This window comes from Mycobacterium sp. 1245805.9, from assembly GCF_001672915.1.
Taxonomy (GTDB): Bacteria; Actinomycetota; Actinomycetes; order Mycobacteriales; family Mycobacteriaceae; genus Mycobacterium.
Window position 1 is genome coordinate 16,331 of sequence record NZ_LZKR01000025.1, and the last position, 14,583, is coordinate 30,913.

Below are 14,583 nucleotides of genomic sequence, written 5' to 3' on the forward strand. Positions count from 1 at the left end.
TAGCTGCGTCTCTGGCTGCACCGCAGCCACGTTTGCTCAGGCCCGAGTGCTAGTGAGCTTACGCTTTTCGATAGCCGCCGCGCCTTAAGTCGTGATCAAAGTATGGCGGCCGGAGGCCCAACTGGCAGCACTATCGGCCAGCGTGTCGAGATCGCGGCGCCAGATGAGATGGATCCGTGATGTCGGCGTCCAGCCTAGTACCCGCGGGCTGGCCCTCGCCGCGCGACTAGGTGGCCTTGAAATCGTCGGGCGACACGCTGTCGAGGAACTCCTTGAACTTCTCGACCTCGTCCTCGCGCACGGCGGTGTTGGCCTCTTCGTCGCTCTCGTCCGGGATGAGCAGACCGGCCTGGGCGAGCACGGCCTCCTCGACATAGATGGGAACACCGACCCGAAGGGCGATCGCCACCGAGTCCGATGGACGCGCCGAGACCGTGATGTTGCGGTCGAAGACCAGGTCGGCGTAGAAGGTGCCCTCCTGCAGGTCGACGATCCGCACCTCTTTCAGCGAATGCCCAAGCGCGGCAATGAGATCCCGGATCAGGTCGTGCGTCAGCGGCCGGGGCGGTTCGACGCCCTGCTGTTCGAGCGCGATGGCTGCTGCTTCGGACTGACCGATCCAGATTGGCAGGTAGCGGTCACCGTTGGCCTCGCGCAGCAACAGCACCGGCTGGTTCTGCGGTTGCTCGACGCGAATGCCGACAACACGAACTTCACCCATCTGTGTCTGCCCTCCGCAACTCTTCAGCCCGCCGAACACCAAGCTGTCCAACGAAGTCTAATCCTCAGCGATGCAGAACGTCGCGAACGGCAGACTTGATCAGCGAGGTGTGCAATGTGATCGCGAGCGCGGCCACCTCACGCGCCAGGTCGTCGGCGCGGTCCCGGGCGCCGGCCTTGCCCGCCTTCACGAGCGGCCCCGCGATCTGGGCGATCAAATCGGACTGCCGGTCGGCCGCGGAGCGGAAGGCGCGCAGATGCCTCGGCTCGACGCCGTATTCGGCCAACGCCCGCGCGCATTGGAGGATGACGACGGCGTGTTCGTCGAAGAACCGGCCCGGGCCGGTGGTGATCACACCCGCCCGGAGCAACGCCGTCAGCAGTTCGTCGTCCACCCCCGACCGTTCCAGGAGATCCTCCCGGCTGAGCCGGACCCGCGGCGGGGCGACCGCCGCCGCGTCGGGCCTGGCGGCCTCGGCGACCGTGTCGGCTTCCGCGCCGTTCGGCACCGACACCAATCGCGGTACCCCGTAAGGCGATCCGATCGGGGGCAGCTCGCCGTCGGGCAGCGCGTCCAGCTGCGCCCGGATCACCTTCAGCGGCAGGTAGTGGTCGCGCTGCGCGGTGAGGATGAAGCGCAGCCGCGCGCAGTCGTACGCGGTGAACCTGCGATATCCCGACGCGGCGCGCTGGGGCGTCACCAGTCCCTCGGCCTCCAAGAATCGAATCTTGGAGATCGTGACATCGGGGAAATCCGGCCTCAACAGGTCGAGGACAGCCCCAATCGACATCCCGGCCAGTGCCGGGCTATCGGGTGCGCTCACTACCCTCCTTAACTACCCTCCGGAATCTCCGTCGTCGCCCTGCTTGGGTCCGGTCAAGAACACCAACCGGAACTTTCCGATCTGCACTTCGTCACCGTTTGCCAGCACCGCCGAATCGACGGGCTCGCGGTTGACGTACGTGCCATTCAGGCTACCGACATCGACGACGTGAAACTCGTTATTTTCCAACCGGAATTCGGCGTGGCGACGGCTGACGGTGACGTCGTCGAGGAAGATGTCGCTGTCGGGGTGCCGCCCGGCCGACGTGATGGCCTGGTCGAGCAGGAAGCGCGACCCGGCGTTCGGTCCGCGTTTGACGACCAGCAACGCCGAGCCGGCCGGGAGTCCTTCGACGCCCGACACCGCGCTCTCGGTCCCCGCCTGGGCGGGGGCGTCGAGTTCGTTGAGGAAGTCGGCGCGAAAGACCGAAGTCGTCTCCACCGTGACTTCGTCAGAGGTCTGGTCCTTATCCATGTCCGTCACGCGCTGCTCCTCACTGGCCGCTGTGGCGTTCTCCGAACCGGGCCGCTCGCCCGGCTCCCTCTAGGTTTCTCGAGGTTTCCTGAGTTTCTGTAGCCCCGCACTGCTGATTACTTGACCGTCTCGTGTCTATCAAGTGTCGATCTGTCGACCGTACCGCGCACCGGTTCGCAATGTGCCCCCCACCGGACGATCGGAAGCCCGACCGAGGTAAACCGCGTGCGCCGCCCGCAGCACCGAGCGGGGCTGGCAGGCACATTAGCAATCGTCATTCGGTCAGCGTCCCGCGGTAGGCCTCCGGGTCGAGCAGCGCGGAGATCGCCGACTCCAGCTCGGCGGCGTCAGAGACCTGGACGTCGACCAGCCAGCCCGATCCATAGGGGTCGGAGTTGACCAGCTGCGGGCTGCCCTCCAGGTCGGCGTTGACCGCCAAGACCGTGCCCGACACCGGCGCGAACAGGTCCGACACCGACTTCGTCGATTCCACCTCGCCGAAGGACTCGCCCGCGCTCACCTGGCTGCCCACGTCCGGCAGCTGGACGAAGACGACGTCGCCGAGCGCCGACTGCGCGAAGTCGGTGATGCCGACCCGCACGGTGTCCTCCCCGCTGCGTCGAACCCACTCATGTTCGGCGGTGTAGTGCAGATCGGACGGGATATCGCTCACGGGTGGTCCTGTTCTGGTCGCTGCCGATGAGGCACGTTCACTTGACGGGCTGAGCGTATTGGTGCGGTTTTGGTTGTCGCAAGGTGGTTACGTCGACGCGCTCGGCCTGCTGGACCGACATCCGGGCGCCGACGCGCTTGATGCTGTCCTCGGCCCCGCCCGGGATGTTCATCGCTGCCGCCAGCGTGGGCGGATCGCCAATCGCCAGAATCGAATACGGGGAGGACAGGTTCTTGCTGTCGACCGTCAACGCGCCGGGCGTACCCACGATCCAGGTATCGACGCCCACCCGCACGGACTGGTGCGCGTCGTTGATCTCGATCGCCTCGGCGCCGGCGGCGCGCAACTCGTTGATCACGTCGAGCATCGCCTCCGGTGAGACCCCGGGTCCCGGGTCGTCGATGGTGATCGTGACGCCGGGGCCGGTGGCTCCCACGGCGCCGACCAAGATCGACAGCGCGGCGAGCCGGGCCTGGGCGCTCTGGATGGCGGCCTGATCGTTGTTGCCGGACGCCTGCAACGAATTCAGCGTGTTTTGCAGCTCGGCGACTTCGGTGTTCAGTGTGGCCTCGCGCTGCCGCAGCGAGTCCAGCAGCACCAGCAGGTCGGCGGGGCGGGCGGTGTCCAGCGAGTCGCCCGACTTGGTCTGGCGGACCTGGGTGACGATGGCGATCCCCAGGACGAGGCACAGCACGACCGCCAGCGCCCCGAAGGCCAGCCGCGAGCGACCGGCCCGCGCCAGCGCGGACAACCCCGTGCGGTGCACCGGGCCGATCTCGGGGCGCGGGCGGTGCGCCGGCAGTTCGTGCCGCCCGCGATGCGCACCCTCGCCCGCGGTGGGCTCGGCTGGCGCGCCGCGACTTTCCCCGTCTTCGGGGCGGTCGGGCGGGTCCTGGCTCACGGTGACCTCATCGGGTTATGCCCCGAACAGCCGGCGCCGCAGCGCGGCGGCGTTGCCGAAGATGCGGATGCCCAGCACGACGATGATCGCGGTGGACAACTGGGTGCCGACGCCCAGCTGGTCGCCGACGTAGACGATGAGCGCGGCCACAAAGACGTTGAACACGAACGAAATCACGAAGACCTTGGGGTCAAAGATCCGTTCGAGGTAGGCGCGCAGTCCGCCGAACACCGCGTCGAGGGCGGCCACCACCGCGATCGGCAGATAGGGCTGGACGACCTCGGGCACGGCGGGGTGGAAGACCAAGCCCAGCACGATGCCGACCGCGAGCGCCGCGATGCCGATCATGCTCGGTTTCCTGTCGGCGTGTCTCTCACCGGGTCCCAATCTGTTTGGCGAACTTGACATCCCGCATCGGTCCGGCGGGCAGTGACAGGCCGTCGGCGACGTTCACGGTGACGACGACACCGTAGGAGGCCTCAAGCAGCCTGAGCCGCTGCAGGCCGGGGCTGTTGTCGAAGACGTCCTGCATCGCGTGCGGCGCCCCCACCGCCAGGATCTTGTAGGGGCTGCTGGTGGGGTTGTTGTCGACGAGGATCGCGCCGCCGGCCTGCCGGATGGTGACGTTCGGCCCGATCCGGACGCCGCCGACGGAGATGGCTTCGGCGCCACTGGCCCACAGCGAGTTGACCACCAGCTGCAGGTCGCGGTCCAGGATGATCTGCCGGCTGCCGTTGATGCGCTGCTTGGACACGTCGGAAAGGTTCGGGCCGGCACCGGGATCCGTGACGGTGACCGTGAGGCCGGGGCCGATGACCGCCGTGCTCGCCGCCGCCAGGCCCAGGGCGTCGAGGCTGGCCAGCAGCCGCTGCCCCTGGGCGTTTTCGGCCAGCGCGTGGCGCTGCACGTCGTCGACTCGGGTCGAGAGCGCGCTGCGTTGTTGGCCCAACTTGGCCGCGGCGGCCTCCGAGGAGCGCACGCTCTCCAACAGCAGCTGCTGCGCGGTGCGCACGCCGGGCGCCACCGAGCGCGCCTGCGCGACCGCGGCGGCGAACACCGTGGCGATCAGCAGCGCGGCCAGGGCCTGCCAAAGCCAGCCGAACGCGCGCTCCCGCCCGCGCGGCGCCGCGCCGTCACCGCCGCGTTTGGCCGCGGCCGCGGCATAGCCGGGATCCAGGTGCTCCGACAGCAGGGCGCGCAGCAGCGAGGGCACCGGGATCAGCTGGGGCCGCGCCGCCTCGTGGGCGCTGCGGCCGGCGTTGGGGTCATAGCCGCCGAGCAGGCGGTCCGCGTCAGTCATGACCACCCGCCTTGCGGGAGATCGGCTGGCGGTCGGGCTGTTTCAGCTTGGGCATCTGGCGCACCACCAACGTCATCTGCACCGCATACAGCACGAACGCCCACAGGTATGTGTACAGGCCCCAGCCCAAAAAGCCCCAGCCGCAGGCCCTCAGCACGCGGCTCCACTCCGCGCCGCCCGTGCCCAGCAGCACCAGGGGAAATCCGGCCATCAACGCGAAGGTGGCGCCCTTTCCGACGTAGGTCACCGGCAGCGCCGACAGCCCGCGGCTGCGCAGCACGGGGAGCGTGGCGGCCAGCAGCCCGTCGCGCACCAGCAGCGTGATGACGAACCACCACGGCACGATGTGGTCGATGGCCAGGACGATCGGGACGGTCACCATGTAGAGCCGGTCCACCGCCGGGTCCAGCAGCACGCCCAGCCGCGAGGACTGGTTGAGCGTGCGGGCGATCTTGCCGTCGGCCCAGTCGGAAGCCCCGCTGAACATCAGGATCGCCACCGCCCAGCCGTTGGCGTGGGCGAACAGCAGGACGTAGACGAACACCGGGATGAGCAGCAGCCGGATGGCGCTCAGCGCGTTGGGCACCGTCAGCACCCGGTCGGGCGGAAGCGCGGGCTCCATGAGCCGTGACATTAGCCGAATGCCGAGTGTGCGGCTGGCCGCACACTCGAGCTCGAGTGCGCGGCTGGCCGCACGCTCGTCGGCTCAGCTCAGCGGAACACCCCGGGCAGGCTCAGGGTCGACAGCGTGTCGTCGGACAGCGGGTTGTCGTTGACCATGTAGGTCCACGTCGACGTCGGGCGCGCCAGCTTGGACAGGTCCAGCCCCGGCTCCTCTTCGAGCACGTTCGCCGTTTCGAACGTCTGCTGCGCCGCCTCGATGGCGTCGGCGGCCAGCGACGCGAACGCGTCGACCGCCATCCGGTGGAACTCGTCCAGCGGATTCTGCCGGCCCAGCGCACGCAGGTGGATGCTTTCGCGGATGTCGGCGAGGTAGGCCAGATGGTCGGCCCAGCCCCGGTCGAGGTGATACAGCATGATGAGCCGGCAGATCTTCTCCAGGCGGTCCTCGGAGATCTCTTCGGACAGTTCCTCGTAACGGTCCGGCGCCAGCTCGGCGAGTTCCTCGCGCGCGGTTGCGGTGCGCAGCAACGTGTTTCGCCGATCGACGATGATCGCGCGCTGCTGCGCGATCAGCTGGTTGTAACGCCACGTGTTGGCGTGCACGTCGAGCATCCGGCCCTCGGCGACCCGCTGGGCGTGGTCGAGCATCCCGGCCGCTTTGGGGCTGACGATCCGGCCGTCCTCGTCGGTTTGCATCGGCAGCTTGTTGTGGTCGAGGTTGGCCGCGACGACGTCGTCCTCCCAACTCGAAAAGAACACCGACGACCCCGGGTCGCCCTGGCGTCCGGCGCGGCCGCGTAGCTGGTTGTCGAGGCGCTCGGTGTGGTGCCGGCCGGTGCCGACGACGTGCAGCCCGCCCAGTTCGGCGACGCGGTCGTGGTCGGCCTCGTCGGAGCCGCCGAGACGGATGTCGGTGCCGCGCCCGGCCATCTGGGTCGACACGGTCACCGTGCCGTACTCGCCGGCCTCGGCGATCACCTTCGCCTCCTCGGCGTCGTTCTTCGCGTTGAGCACCACCGCTGGCACGCCGCGGCGCAGCAGCCGCTCGTGCAGCTCCTCGGACTCGGCCACGTCGCGGGTGCCGACCAGCACCGGCTGCCCGGTCTCGTGCACCTCGGCGATGTGCGCGACGATCGCGTCGTTCTTGGCGGCCGCGGTGATGTAGACCCGGTCGGCCTCGTCCTCGCGAATGTTGGGGGTATTCGGCGGGATTGGTGAGACACCGAGCTTGTAGAACTGGCGCAGCTGCTCGCCGGCGGCCAGCGCGGTGCCGGTCATGCCGCAGACGGTGGCGTAGCGGTTGATCAGCGCCTGCACGGTGATGGTGTCGAGCACCTCGCCCGTCTCGGTGGTCTCGATGCCCTCCTTCGCCTCGACGGCGGCCTGCAGGCCGTCGGGCCAGCGCTGCAGCTGCGCGATGCGGCCGCGCGAGGAGTTGATCAGGTGCACCGCGTCGTCGCGCACGATGTAGTGCACGTCGCGCTGCAGCAGCACGTGCGCGTGCAGCGCCACGTTGACCTCGGTGAGCGTGGTGCCGACGTGCTCCTCGGAGTACAGGTCGATGCCGCCCAGCGCCTTTTCGACCTTGCGCGCGCCGACGTCGGTCAGGTGCACGTTGCGGCTGTCGGCGTCGGTCTCGTAGTCGGTGGCCGGGTCCAGCTTGCCGACCAGCTTGATGATCTCCAGCCGCGGCGTCTCCCGGTGCGTGGTGCCGGCCAGCACCAACGGCACCAACGCCTCGTCGACCAGCACCGAGTCGGCCTCGTCGATGAGGGCCACGTCGGGGTTCGGTGACACCAGGTCCTCGACGTCGGTCGCCAGCTGGTCGCGCAGCACGTCGAAGCCGATCTCGTTGACCGAGGCATAGGTGACGTCGCAGCCGTAGGCGGCACGGCGCTCCTCGCTCGACGACTCCGCGGTGATCCAACCGACCGTCAGCCCGAGGGCCTCCAGCAGCGGGCCCATCCATTCCGCGTCGCGACGCGCCAGGTAGTCGTTGATGGTCACCACGTGCACGTGTCGCCCGCCCAGCGCGTATCCGGCCGCCGCGATCGCGCCCGCCAGGGTTTTGCCCTCGCCGGTGGCCATCTCGATCACGTCGCCGGCGAGCATGCGCAACGCGCCCAGCAGCTGGACATCGAACGGCCGCAACCCCGTCGTCCGTTCCGCCGCTTCCCGGGCGATCGCGAGGAACTGTGGGATGTCGGCGGACTCCGCGAGGTCGTCCAGCTTGAGCAGCCCGGTCGCCTTGCGCAGCTTCTCGTCGCTGAGATCGGCGGCCTCCTTGTCGAATTCCGACGAGGCGTCGACGTCCGCGAGGGAGCGGCTGCGGTTCTTTTCGGTGCTGGCGCCCAGCAGTCGCCAGAAGCGGCTACTCAGGCGGCCGGGTTGGGTCCGGGTGGTCTTTGGCACAGGTCAACGGTACGCGAGCCCTAATAACCGCGAGCGTGCGTGTTTGCCCGCGACACGCCGGGCGTACGCGTGCAACTGCGCACGCTCGCGCCGGGAAGGAATTCAGGCGAGGTTGGATCGGCGCGGGTAGGCGACGGCCGGGTCGGTGAGCACGTTGACGACGGCGGGCAGGCCACTGGCGAAGGCGCGCTCCAACGCGGGCCGCAACTCGGCAGGCGCGGCGACCAGCTCGCCGTGCGCGCCCAGGGCGCGCGCCACCTCGTCGTAGCGGGTGCCCGGGCGCAACTCCGCCACCACCGAGTAGCCGTACAGCGCCTCCATCGGATGCTTTTCCAGCGCCCAGATCCCGTTGTTGCCGATCACCGACACCACCGGCACGCCGTGGCGGACCAGGGTGTCCCACTCCATCCCGCTGAAGCCGAAGGCGCCGTCGCCCTGCAGCAGCACGACCTGGCGGTCAGGGCGGGCGAGCTTGGCGGCCAACGCGTAGCCGGGGCCCGACCCGAGGCAGCCGAACGGGCCGCTGTCCAGCCAGCAGCCCGGCAGGTAGCTGTCGATCACCCGGCCCGCGTAGGACCCGAAGTCGCCGGCGTCGATGACGACGATGGCGTCGCGGTCCAGCATCGGCGCCAGCTCCGCGTACACCCGCATCGGATGCAGCGGGATCCGGTCGTCGGCCAGCTCGGCCTTCTCCTGCTCGCGCGCCGCGGTTTCGGCGGTTCGCAGCCCGGCGACCCAATCCGGGTGCGCGCTGCCGCGCGTGGCGGCGAGGGCCGACAGGATCGAGGTGAGGTCGCCGTACAGGCCGGCGGCGACGGGGCGCGGATGCTCGCGGACGGGTTGGCCGCGGTCGGCCACGATCAGCTGGGTTTCCGGCCCGAACACCTTGCCGAAGCCCAACCTGAAATCCATTGGCACGCCGACGATCAGCGCCACATCGGCCCCGCCCAGGGCCTTGCCGCGCACCCGCGAGAAGGCCATCGGGTGGTCGGCGGGCACCGCGCCGCGAGCCATCCCGTTCATCAGCACGGGAATCCGAAGTTCCTCCGCGAGGCGCAGCAGGGCCGCCTCGCCGCGTCCCCACCAGACGTTGGTGCCCGCCATGATCACCGGCCGTGGCGCCGCCGCCAGCCGGCGGGCGGCGCGGTCCAGGGCGTCGGCGTCCGGGGCCGGGCCGGTCGGCACCGCGGTCAAGGCGCCGGGCCGGCCGTCATCCTCGGACATCGAAAAGGCGTGGTCCATCGGAAAGTCGACGAATCCGACGCCGGACGGGGCGCCGACGGCCGCCCGCAACGCCTCGTCCACCAGGCGGCCGACGTCGTCGGCCGACTGCGCGGTGGCGGCGAAGCGGGCCAGCGGCGCCACGAACGGCACATGGTCGATCTCCTGCAGCGAGCCCATGCCCCAGCGCCCCGCGGGAGCCCGGCCGCCCAGCACCACCAACGGCGACTGGTTCTGTTGCGCCGCGGCCATCGCGCTCATCCCGTTGGTGACGCCCGGCCCCGCGGTCAGCGCGGCCACGCCAGGCAGCCTCGTCACCTTCGACCAGCCCTCCGCGGCGAAGGTCGCCGTCTGTTCGTGGCGGGTGTCGATGAGCCGGATCCCCTCGTCACGGCACCCGTCGTAGATGGAGAACAGGTGGCCGCCCGATAAGGTGAACACGGTGTCGATGCCGCTGGCTTTGAGCCGGCGTGCGATGAGTCGGCCGGCATGCACGGTCTGGCTGGACGGAGCGTCGATGCTCATCCAGGCAGCCTATCGGCTATCACTCGGGTACCTTCGCCGAAGGATTTTGTGTCAGGCCTCGACCTTAAGGAGACATCGACCATGGGCCCGAAGCCGTTTACGCCGTCGATCAACTGGTCGGCGGCCCCCATGGATTCCCTGCGCTGGATCGCCATCGCCTGGGCGATCGGGGCGGTGTGTCTTCTCGCCACCCTGGTGGCCTTCCGGTACCTGACGCCGTGGGGTCGGCAGTTCTGGCGGATCACCCGCGGCTACTTCGTCGGCACGGCGAGCATCAAGGTGTGGGCGATGCTCGGCGTGCTGTTGCTGTCCGTGCTCTGCGCGGTGCGTCTCACCGTGCTGCTCAGCTATCAGGGCAACGACCTGTACACGGCGGTGCAGAAGGCCGTGCAGGGCATCGCGGCCGACGACGCCAACGTCAAACAGTCTGGGATTCATGGCTTTTGGATGTCGATCGGGATCTTCAGCATCCTGGCGACGCTGTACGTCATCCGGTTCATGATCGACATCTATCTGACCCAGCGATTCATCATCGCCTGGCGCGTCTGGCTGACCGCCCACCTCACCGATGACTGGCTGGAGGGCAAGGCCTACTACCGGGACCTGTTCATCGACAACACCATCGACAACCCGGACCAGCGCATCCAGCAGGACATCGACATCTTCACCGCCAACGCCGGGGGCACCCCGAACATCCCGTCCAACGGGACGGGCAGCACCCTGCTGTTCGGGGCCGTCAACGCGGTGGCGTCGGTGATCTCCTTCGCCGCGATCCTGTGGCAGCTCTCCGGGAATCTGGAGCTCTTCGGCTTCGAGTTGCCGCGCGCGATGTTCGTCACCGTCCTGGTCTACGTTCTGGTCGCGACCGTCGTCGCCGTCTGGCTGGGTCATCCCCTGATTTGGCTGAGCTTCAACAACGAAAAGCTCAACGCCGCATTCCGTTACGCGCTGGTGCGCTTGCGCGACGCCGCCGAGGCGGTGGGCTTCTACCGCGGCGAACGCGTCGAGCGGGCGCAACTGTGGCGGCGCTTCACCCCGATCATCGCCAACTACCGCAAGTTCGTGCGCCGGACCATCATCTTCAACGGGTGGAACTGGTCGATGTCGCAGATCATCGTCCCGCTGCCGTGGGTGATCCAGGCGCCGCGGCTGTTCGCCGGCCGGATCGACTTCGGCGATGTCGGGCAGAGCGCGACGGCCTTTGGCAACATTCAGGATTCGCTGTCGTTCTTCCGCAACAACTACGACGCATTTGCCGCGTTTCGGGCGGCGATCATCCGGTTGCACGGGCTCGTCGACGCGAACAGCCAGGGCCGCGCGCTGCCGACCATCCTGGTCAAGCCGAGCGACGAGGCGACGGTCGAGCTTCGCGGGGTCGAGGTGCGCACGCCGGCCGGAGACCAGTTGATCGACCCGCTCGATGTGGCGCTCGACGACGGCGACTCCCTGGTGATCACCGGACGATCGGGTGCCGGCAAGACCACCTTGCTGCGCAGCCTGGCCGAATTGTGGCCGTACGCATCCGGGACGCTGTGCCGCCCCGACGGCGACAACGCGACGATGTTCCTGTCGCAGTTGCCGTACGTGCCGCTGGGCAGCCTGCGCGGCGTGGTCTGCTACCCGAATGCGCCGGAGAACGTCTCCGACGCCGAACTGCAGGACGTGCTGACGAAAGTGGCCCTGGCGCCGCTGATCGGCCGCCTCGACGAAGAGCAGGACTGGGCCAAGGTGCTCTCCCCCGGTGAGCAGCAGCGCGTCGCGTTCGCGCGCATCCTGCTCACCAAGCCGAAGGCGGTGTTCCTCGACGAGGCCACCTCCGCTCTCGACGAGGGGCTGGAGTTCGCGCTCTATCAGCTGGTGCGGACCGAGTTGCCGGACACCGTGCTGGTCAGCGTCAGCCACCGGCCCACCGTCGAGCAGCACCATGCGCAGCAGCTACACCTGCTGGGCGGTGGCGAGTGGCGGCTCGGCCCGGTCGAGAAGGAGCCCGCCGGGGTCTAGGCGTTTCCGCCAACGCGCGCCGAGCCTGCAAATCCGCAGGGGTTTACTCGAACTTTCGCTGCGAAATTGCAGCCTCGACGACGCCGCGTGCGCTCCCGCGCTGTGTCTAACGCGCCTGCGCGCCCGCGGCCTCCCGGGCCGCGTGCGCTCCGGCGCGGCGCCCGAAGAACGAGCCCTCCCCCAGCTGCGTCCCGCTGGCATACCCCTTGCCGTCCTGGGCGATGTTGGACGCGCACGCGCCCACCGCGTACAGGCCGGGCACCACGGTGCCGTCCTCGCGCAGCACCTGCCCGTCCACCGACACGGCCAGCCCGCCCACGGTGAATCCGGCGTACATCGCCTTGCCCAGCGACATGTCGAATGCGCCCCACGGCCCTTTGTCTTGCGCCGCAAGGAATTCCGGCTGCTTGTGAAAATCGGGATCCTCGCCGCGGGCAGCGTAGGTGTTGTAGCGGTCCAGTGTCGCGACCAGGTTGCCCTGCGGGATGCCCAGCGCGGCTTCCATCTCGGGCACGGTCTCCCAGCCGTCGATCAGCGGCACCAGCGGCATCGTGGGATGCTCCAGGTGCGCCTCGTCGACGATCAGGAATGCGGCGCTGTCCGGCTGATCCATGATGAAACCCGCCGTGCGCGAGTGGTAGGAGTCTTCGGCGACGAACCGCTGCCCCAGCTTGTTCACGATGATCCCGGTGAGCAGGATCGACGGCGGGTAGGGCGGCGCCGTGATGAAGATCTGATCCATGTGCTGGGTGGCGCCCCCCGCGGAGACGCCCATCCGGATGCCCAGGCCGTCGTCGTAGGTGTTGCCGAGCACGAACGGCTTCTCGCCGAGCTTCGGGGTGTACTTGGCTACCATCTCCGGGTTCATCACGAATCCCCCGGCAGCGATGATCACCGACTTTGCCTTGACCGCACCGGTTTCGGAGAATTGCTTCCACAGCACGCCGGTCACCGCGCCGGCGTCGTCGACGACGAGCTGGGTGGCGCCGGTCTCGTATCGGATTTGCACGCCGAGGCTGGCGGCCCGCTTGAGCAGCAGGTCGATCACCATGCTGGCGCCGCCGGTGTCGCCGGGCACGGGCACCTTGTGACCGCGCGGCGCCGGGACCGCCTTTTCCAGGAAGGGCCACACCTTCTCGTTGCCGGTGAACATCAGGCCCTCGGTGTTGGGTTGGATGACGGCCTTGCCCGGGAAGTAGCTGCGCTCGAACTGAAAACCCAAGTCCTCCAACCAATTGAAATGCTCGACGCTGCCCTCGCAGTACGCACGAATCTTGGCGTGGTCGGGCTGCCTCGACACCGCGACGAGGTACTTGTACATCTCCTCGGGCGAGTCGGGGTGGCCGGTCGCCTCCTGCACGGCGGTGCCGCCGCCGAGGTAAAAGTGGCCTCCCGCAAGGGAAGTCGTGCCACCCGCCGCGGCCGCGCGCTCGAGCACCAGCACCTTGGCGCCCGCGGCCGCCGCGCTGACCGCCGCGCATCCGCCGCCGATGCCGAAACCGATCACCACCACGTCGACCTCATCGGACCAGGAGGCCACCGTGTCGGCATGGACTGTTTCTGGAATCTGGGTGCTCACTGCTGCTCCCGTTTGATGTAGTCGTAGAACGCCCTCATCTCGGGTGAGACGTAGGCGATTTCGAGATACGGCACCCCCGCCTGCGGCGCCGACACGTAGGCGAACTGGATGCCGCCGGGCATCACACCCTGCTGCACGACCGGGGCCCCCTTTGCCGCCGCCTCCGCCAGGAAGGCGTCGAATCCCTCGGGGCTCGACACCTCCGTGCAGATGTGGTGCAGACCGGCGCCCGATTCGCGCAGAAAGTCACTATAGATGTTCTCCCCGCGGACCGGTGAGATCAGCTCCAGCTGCATGTCTCCGAGATAGCTCAGCGAGATGCTGGCGACGAAATCGGCGGGCCGGCCAAGGTAGCTGCAGCTGTCCGGGGCAAAGTGCACCTCGGGTATCCGCACCCACTTCCGAGCGCCTAACAGGCCGGTGAGGGCGGTTTCTGTGGCATCCAGGTCGGGGGTGACCCAGGCGATCTGCGTCGGCGATTGAGTGGGCAGGGTCATCGTCTCGCAGGATAGCTCAGCCGGCTGGCCGCCAGAAGGGGCCGGTAAGACTTTGCCGCGAGCCGCGCCGTCGACCGCCGAAACGCGCGATGAACACGTTCTAATTCGGCGGGTCAGTGCTGGGTCAGCACGTCGACCAGCAGCCGCAGCTGGGTGTCGAACACCGCCGCGGGGTCGGTCAGGGTGTCGGTGCCGTACTGGCCGAAGACCTCCAGGCTGATCGCACCCAGCACGCCCGCCCACAGCAGGAAGCACTTGGCGATCACCAGGTCGTCGCCGGGAAACCCGAACTCGTGGCGAATGCGGTCGAAGTCCGACGACATCGGTTGCGGCGCAAGGTCATTCGTCAGCCGGATGTCGCCGGTCGTAATCCCGGCGGCGACCGCGTCGAAGATCGCGCCCACCACGCGGGTGCCGGCCGGGACCGTGCGCTCGGCGGGCGCGTGATAGCCGGGGACGGGGCTGCCGTACAGCAGGGCCCAGCGGGCGGGATCGGCCACGGCCCACTCCCGCGCCGCCCGCGCGATCGCGATGACGTCGTCGCTCCACGCCTCGCCCGCGGTTTCGCGGGCCCGATCCACGGTGTCGGCCAGGTCCGAATAGGCGTCCACCAGCAGCAGGGTCAGCAGCTCGTCGCGGCTGGACACGTACCGGTACACGGCCGAGGACACCATGCCCAGGTCGCGGGCGATCGCGCGCACCGATAGCGCGGCGGCCCCGCCCTCCACCAGCTGGCGGCGGCCGAGTTCGATGATTCGCGCCTCGATCTGCTCCCGCGACTCCTGGCGTTTGCCCACGCGGCCAGTCTGACACAACCGAGAACACCGCTCTT

Annotated in this window: 14 protein-coding genes; 1 reads left to right on the forward strand and 13 read right to left on the reverse strand. The window is 68.7% G+C overall.

All coding sequences use genetic code 11. The features are described from left to right. Positions 1-226: 226 nt before the first annotated feature. From A9X00_RS03695 to A9X00_RS03740, 10 genes are all read right to left on the reverse strand, one after another. Entirely contained in the window at positions 227-721 is a 495-nt protein-coding gene (locus tag A9X00_RS03695; protein ID WP_066933175.1) for a bifunctional nuclease family protein, read from the reverse strand. Between the two features lie 64 nt (positions 722-785). Next, complete coding sequence (locus tag A9X00_RS03700; protein ID WP_067149339.1) at positions 786-1,544, reverse strand: MerR family transcriptional regulator; 759 nt, start codon at positions 1,542-1,544, stop codon at positions 786-788. A gap of 12 nt (positions 1,545-1,556) precedes the next feature. Beyond that, positions 1,557-2,018, reverse strand: coding sequence for a glycogen accumulation regulator GarA (garA, locus tag A9X00_RS03705; protein ID WP_369830708.1), 462 nt, complete (start codon positions 2,016-2,018; stop codon positions 1,557-1,559). 274 nt (positions 2,019-2,292) lie between these two features. Continuing rightward, positions 2,293-2,691, reverse strand: coding sequence for a glycine cleavage system protein GcvH (gcvH, locus tag A9X00_RS03710; RefSeq protein WP_067149344.1), 399 nt, complete (start codon positions 2,689-2,691; stop codon positions 2,293-2,295). A 37-nt stretch (positions 2,692-2,728) separates the two neighbouring features. Beyond that, a complete protein-coding gene (locus A9X00_RS03715) occupies positions 2,729-3,493 on the reverse strand; it encodes a DUF881 domain-containing protein (protein WP_232006663.1) in 765 nt (254 codons plus the stop codon). Between the two features lie 114 nt (positions 3,494-3,607). Then, a complete protein-coding gene (locus tag A9X00_RS03720) occupies positions 3,608-3,940 on the reverse strand; it encodes a small basic family protein (RefSeq protein WP_066933079.1) in 333 nt (110 codons plus the stop codon). A gap of 25 nt (positions 3,941-3,965) precedes the next feature. Then, the gene (locus tag A9X00_RS03725) at positions 3,966-4,892 is read right to left on the reverse strand and encodes a DUF881 domain-containing protein (RefSeq protein WP_067149388.1); all 927 of its coding nucleotides are present in this window, start codon (positions 4,890-4,892) and stop codon (positions 3,966-3,968) included. Next, a complete protein-coding gene (locus A9X00_RS03730) occupies positions 4,885-5,514 on the reverse strand; it encodes a CDP-alcohol phosphatidyltransferase family protein (RefSeq protein WP_067149348.1) in 630 nt (209 codons plus the stop codon). The genes A9X00_RS03725 and A9X00_RS03730 overlap by 8 nt, the downstream gene beginning before the upstream one ends. Positions 5,515-5,603: 89 nt before the next feature. Next, entirely contained in the window at positions 5,604-7,928 is a 2,325-nt protein-coding gene (secA2, locus tag A9X00_RS03735; RefSeq protein ID WP_067149350.1) for an accessory Sec system translocase SecA2, read from the reverse strand. Positions 7,929-8,030: 102 nt separating this feature from the next. Continuing rightward, the gene (locus tag A9X00_RS03740; RefSeq protein WP_067149352.1) at positions 8,031-9,674 is read right to left on the reverse strand and encodes an acetolactate synthase; all 1,644 of its coding nucleotides are present in this window, start codon (positions 9,672-9,674) and stop codon (positions 8,031-8,033) included. 81 nt (positions 9,675-9,755) lie between these two features. On the opposite strand from A9X00_RS03740, the gene A9X00_RS03745 reads away from it, so the two are divergent. Next, the gene (locus tag A9X00_RS03745) at positions 9,756-11,675 is read left to right on the forward strand and encodes an ABC transporter ATP-binding protein/permease (RefSeq protein WP_067149355.1); all 1,920 of its coding nucleotides are present in this window, start codon (positions 9,756-9,758) and stop codon (positions 11,673-11,675) included. A 106-nt stretch (positions 11,676-11,781) separates the two neighbouring features. Here A9X00_RS03745 and A9X00_RS03750 read toward each other — a convergent pair whose 3' ends face one another. The 3 genes from A9X00_RS03750 to A9X00_RS03760 form a co-directional block, all read right to left on the reverse strand. Further along, positions 11,782-13,254, reverse strand: a complete 1,473-nt coding sequence (locus A9X00_RS03750) for an FAD-binding protein (protein WP_067149356.1) — start codon at positions 13,252-13,254, stop codon at positions 11,782-11,784. Beyond that, a complete protein-coding gene (locus A9X00_RS03755) occupies positions 13,251-13,751 on the reverse strand; it encodes a VOC family protein (RefSeq protein WP_067149358.1) in 501 nt (166 codons plus the stop codon). Before A9X00_RS03755 ends, A9X00_RS03750 begins: the two co-directional genes overlap by 4 nt. Positions 13,752-13,864: 113 nt before the next feature. Continuing rightward, positions 13,865-14,548, reverse strand: a complete 684-nt coding sequence (locus tag A9X00_RS03760; protein ID WP_197515044.1) for a TetR/AcrR family transcriptional regulator — start codon at positions 14,546-14,548, stop codon at positions 13,865-13,867. Positions 14,549-14,583 lie beyond the last annotated feature (35 nt).

Coding starts and splice junctions, on each gene's coding strand:
- A9X00_RS03725 (WP_067149388.1), bottom strand. CDS start 4,892: ATGACTGACGCGGACCGCCTGCTCGGCGGCTATGACCCCAACGCCGGC.
- A9X00_RS03730 (WP_067149348.1), bottom strand. CDS start 5,514: ATGGAGCCCGCGCTTCCGCCCGACCGGGTGCTGACGGTGCCCAACGCG.
- A9X00_RS03745 (WP_067149355.1), top strand. CDS start 9,756: ATGGGCCCGAAGCCGTTTACGCCGTCGATCAACTGGTCGGCGGCCCCC.
- A9X00_RS03695 (WP_066933175.1), bottom strand. CDS start 721: ATGGGTGAAGTTCGTGTTGTCGGCATTCGCGTCGAGCAACCGCAGAAC.
- A9X00_RS03755 (WP_067149358.1), bottom strand. CDS start 13,751: ATGACCCTGCCCACTCAATCGCCGACGCAGATCGCCTGGGTCACCCCC.
- garA (WP_369830708.1), bottom strand. CDS start 2,018: ATGGATAAGGACCAGACCTCTGACGAAGTCACGGTGGAGACGACTTCG.
- A9X00_RS03720 (WP_066933079.1), bottom strand. CDS start 3,940: ATGATCGGCATCGCGGCGCTCGCGGTCGGCATCGTGCTGGGCTTGGTC.
- A9X00_RS03740 (WP_067149352.1), bottom strand. CDS start 9,674: ATGAGCATCGACGCTCCGTCCAGCCAGACCGTGCATGCCGGCCGACTC.